Annotated in this window: 4 protein-coding genes; 2 read left to right on the top strand and 2 right to left on the bottom strand. The window is 65.3% G+C overall.

All coding sequences use genetic code 11. The features are described 5' to 3' along the window. A partial coding sequence (locus VIR09_RS31150) for a TonB-dependent receptor domain-containing protein (RefSeq protein WP_332016380.1) occupies positions 1–788 on the top strand: 788 nt, incomplete at its 5' end. Between the two features lie 252 nt (positions 789–1,040). Here VIR09_RS31150 and VIR09_RS31155 read toward each other — a convergent pair. Further along, on the bottom strand, positions 1,041–2,015 hold the full coding sequence (locus tag VIR09_RS31155; RefSeq protein ID WP_332016381.1) for an LLM class flavin-dependent oxidoreductase: 975 nt from the start codon (positions 2,013–2,015) through the stop codon (positions 1,041–1,043). 9 nt (positions 2,016–2,024) lie between these two features. Further along, on the bottom strand, positions 2,025–2,834 hold the full coding sequence (locus VIR09_RS31160; protein ID WP_332016382.1) for a sugar phosphate isomerase/epimerase family protein: 810 nt from the start codon (positions 2,832–2,834) through the stop codon (positions 2,025–2,027). Here VIR09_RS31160 and VIR09_RS31165 point away from each other — a divergent pair. Continuing rightward, complete coding sequence (locus VIR09_RS31165) at positions 2,826–3,728, top strand: GMC family oxidoreductase (protein ID WP_332016383.1); 903 nt, start codon at positions 2,826–2,828, stop codon at positions 3,726–3,728. The two genes, VIR09_RS31160 and VIR09_RS31165, sit on opposite strands and share 9 nt — an antisense overlap. Positions 3,729–3,935 lie beyond the last annotated feature (207 nt).

Below are 3,935 nucleotides of genomic sequence, written 5' to 3' on the forward strand. Positions count from 1 at the left end.
CTGGTCAGGTCAGCCACCGCAAGGTGTTGCCCGTCGTGTCGCTGGCCTACAGGCTCACGCCCGACCAGACTTTGTACGCCAGCGTGGGTCGTGGTTTTGAAACCCCGACGTTTGCCGAACTGTCTTACCGCACCGGAAGCAATGGTGGCCTGAACCTGGACCTGCACCCCAGCGCCAGCACGCAGTATGAAGTCGGCTACCGCCAGCGTCTGACGGGGGCCTTCAAGGGGCTCTGGAGCGCAGCGGTGTTCCAGTCGCGCACCAGCGATGAAATCGTCAGCGCAGGTTCCAGTAACGGCCGCACCAGCTACCGCAATGCTGGCAACACGCGCCGCCAGGGGCTGGAACTGCAAGCGGATCTGCGCCTGTCGCCCCAGTGGCAAGTCCAAGCCGCATACACCTACCTGGACGCCACCTTCCGCCAGCCCTCGGGCAGCGCTGCCGCTGGCAATGGACTGCCGGGCCTTTCCAAGCAGCACCTGTGGGCGGGGCTGCATTACCAGCTCACGCCCGAGTGGCGCATCGGCGTGTCGGCCGAGCACGCCGGCAAGGTCTATGTGAACGATGCCAACAATGAGGCCGCGCCGGCCTACACCGTGGCCGCTGCCAGCGTGGGCTACCGCAAGGTGATGGGTACTTGGACAGTGCAAGCGTTTGCCCGCGTGGACAACCTGTTCGACCGTAAATACGTAGGCTCGGTCATTGTCAACGACAGCAACGGCCGCTTCTACGAAGGTGCCCCGGGCCGCAACTGGAGCACGGGTGTGAGTGTGGGTTACAGCTTTTAGGCAATTTAGCGATTTGTGAATTCGGCCCTGGCCTATCGTACATTCCGTCGCCGGGCACCCATCCCGCACGCGCCGTGCGGGGGCATGATGACCCGGTTGCGCAGAACATGGCCGCAATGATGGAAGGGCTCGAAGAGGTTTTGCCTGAGGTTCTGTGAAGGATGTCGACTTCCCCGCGATCCTAATGATCGACGGGGCACCCGGAGTGAGGAATTTGGGAACTGGTGTGAAGGCAGCGCCCGGCCGCGGCGCCTACACGGCCAAGGCCTCGGCCGCCAGCTGGTATGAGCGGCACCGTGCCTGCGGATTGTGGATGCGCGCATCAATAATCAACTCGTCGGCCTGGGTCATGTTGATGAGCTGCCGCAGCCAACTGCCGACCTGGTTGACGTCGCCCACGGCCGTGTACGCCATCGCCTGCTGCAGCCCCCGTTGTTCCATGCCGCCGATCCGCTGTAGGTAGCCTTCCTGTGGCAGCGGCAGGGGGCCGGGTCGGCCGTGGTGGAGCATGTTCACCCAGTGAAAGTGCGAGCTGGCCAAGAACTGTGCCTCTTCCTCGGTGTCAGCGGCGATGACATTCGCACCGACCATGACGTAAGGCTTCTCCAGCACGGCGGAGGGCTGGAAGTTGGCGCGGTAGTGCGCGACGGCCTTGTGCAGGAACATCGGCGCGAAGTGCGAGGCGAAGGAATAGGGCAGGCCTAGCCTTGCGGCGAGGTCGGCGCTCTGCGGGCTCGAGCCCAGGATCCAGAGCGGCACGTCGTGCACGCCGGGAATGCCACGCACGGGCTGGCGGCCGTTGTTCTGCAGGTAATCCCTGAGCTGGCCGATGTCCTGCTCGAAATCGCGTTCCGAGGCATCGCCGCGCAGGGCGCGGATGCTGGGCCCGGCGGCGCCCGCTGCACGCCCAAGGCCCAGGTCGATGCGGCCGGGGTACAGCGTTTCCAGCGTCGCGAAGTCTTCGGCCACCATCAGCGGCGAATGGTTGGGCAGCATGATGCCGCCGGCGCCCACGCGCAGGCGGGTGGTGGCCGCCGCCAGGTGCGAGATCAGCAAGGTGGTGGCCGAGGAGGCGATGCCGGGCAGGTCGTGGTGTTCGGCGATCCAGTAACGCTGGTAGCCGTGCTGCTCCACATGGCGGGCCAGCAGGCGCGCGTCGTCCACGGTATGGGCGAAGGTCTTGCCTTCGCCGATCATCATCAAGTCGAGTACGGAGAGTGTGGTCAAGGGGGTTCCTCAGTTCGGGGGCAGGAGTTCTACCCAGGTGGGGTGCGACTGCAGCCGCTGGTCGATGGAGCGCATGGCGGCCAGGCAGCGCTGCAGCTTCAGATAGATGTCGCCGCCGTAGTCCCAGCCGAGAATCCCGATGCTGCCGGTGTAACCGATCCGGTCCAGCGCGGCGACCACAGCGAAGTTGTCCAGCTCGCCGCGGTCAACGGGCTCCATGGTGGCCACTCCACCCCAGCCCAGCTGCGACAGTGCGCTGCCCGAGAGCACGACCTGCATCAGCCAGGGCTTGATCGCCTCCAGGCGCTGCTCCAGCTGGCCTTCCTGGCTGGCGTACCAGTGGTAGCCGTTGAACGACATGCCCAGCCGCGGATGGTTGAAGTGCTCGCACAGGCGCTGCACCTGCGTGGTGGTCACGGTGACGTGCCGGAGGTGCGGGTACAGCGCTAGCCGCAGGCCACGGCGCTCGATGATGGGCAGCAGCGATTCGATGCTGCGCAGGATGCCGTCGGTGCCGTTGATCGAGGTCTGCACCGCCAACTCGATCAGCTCGACGCCCTCTACCGTTTCGACGATGCGGCGCAGCACGGCGTCGTTGCGCCCCTCGTGCAATACGAGATAAAGACCCGCGATGTCCAGGCCATGGCGCGCCTTCACACCGGGCAGCAGCGACAGGTCGGTGTACGGCGTGCCGCCCCAGCCCGCGACGGTGATGCCGTCGTAGCCGAGCTCGGCCACCATTTCGCACTGCGACTGGAACGCGTACACGCCCATCGAGTTGTAGAAAAAAGAGTCCAGCGCGTGGATCGGATGGCTCATGATGCCGGCGCCATGACGGCCCATTGCGGATGCGCGGCCACCATCAACACCCCGCAACTGCTCATGCTGTCGGGCGTCGGTCCGGCCGCGCATCTGCGCGAGCACGGCATCCAGGTCATCGCGGATGTACCCGGCGTCGGGGAGAACCTGCACGACCATCCGACCGCCCCGGTCGTGGTGACCGCCCCGAGCGGCGTTGGCGGCTCCTACCTGGCAGACCCAACCTCCGAGGAGGCCTTCGCGCAATGGAGATCTGACCGCTCCGGCCCCGCCGCCTTCTTCTCGCAAAATGGCGTCGGGTTCATTTCCCGCACGAAAGACGCTCCGGTTCCCGATTACGAGCTGCTCTTCGACTACAACCCGGCGGTCGCGGCCAACAGCCCGGTCGGTGCCCCGACTGATGGTGCAGAGGTCGAGCAGCGCAACGGCTACAAGATCTGGGTCGTGCTGTTGCACCCCAAGAGCCGCGGCACGCTGCGCCTGGCCTCGGCAGACCCCCACGCGAAGCCCCTCATCGATCCCGCCTACATGCGTGATCCCGATGACCGCGCTCAGCTGGTCGAGGCGATGCGCCATGCGCAAAAGTTGACGCAGACGCCGTCCCTGGCGCGCTACACCGAAACGGTCTATCCGGCCGTCGGTGCGGATGATTCGGTGTTTCATGAGGCCATCTTGAGCAGCATGTACACGACCTACCATCTCGCTGGCACGGCACGCATGGGCGATCTCTCGGATCCACTCACCGTGGTCGACCCGCAGCTTCGCGTTCGCGGCGTTACCGGCCTGCGGGTGGCGGACGCATCGGTCATCCCCTCATTGATCAGCGGCCACACCATTGCCCCCGCTGTGATGATCGGCGAACGCGCGGCGCAACTGATCCGCAACGCTGCCTGAGAAGCGGTCAGCCATGCCCTGAGCTGGGCACCGAGAAAGTTCATGTTCTGGTGCCCGGCCTCCTCGTAGAGCGCAGCGTCGCCGAAGTAGCCAGAGGTAGATTCTCAACACGGTGTTTCTGTCGAAGCCAGAGCAAGTGAGGGCAGGGCGATGTCATATGAGGATATGGCTAAGAGCCCTTTGCGGCTCTCGTGCTCGTGCGTCGGC

This window comes from Achromobacter sp. (assembly GCF_036567245.1).
Lineage (GTDB): Bacteria > Pseudomonadota > Gammaproteobacteria > Burkholderiales > Burkholderiaceae_B > Achromobacter.

What these genes read in the sequence shown, in the direction of transcription:
- VIR09_RS31165 (WP_332016383.1), top strand. Translation starts at nt 2,826, where the DNA reads ATGGCTCATGATGCCGGCGCCATGACGGCCCATTGCGGATGCGCGGCC.
- VIR09_RS31160 (WP_332016382.1), bottom strand. Translation starts at nt 2,834, where the DNA reads ATGAGCCATCCGATCCACGCGCTGGACTCTTTTTTCTACAACTCGATG.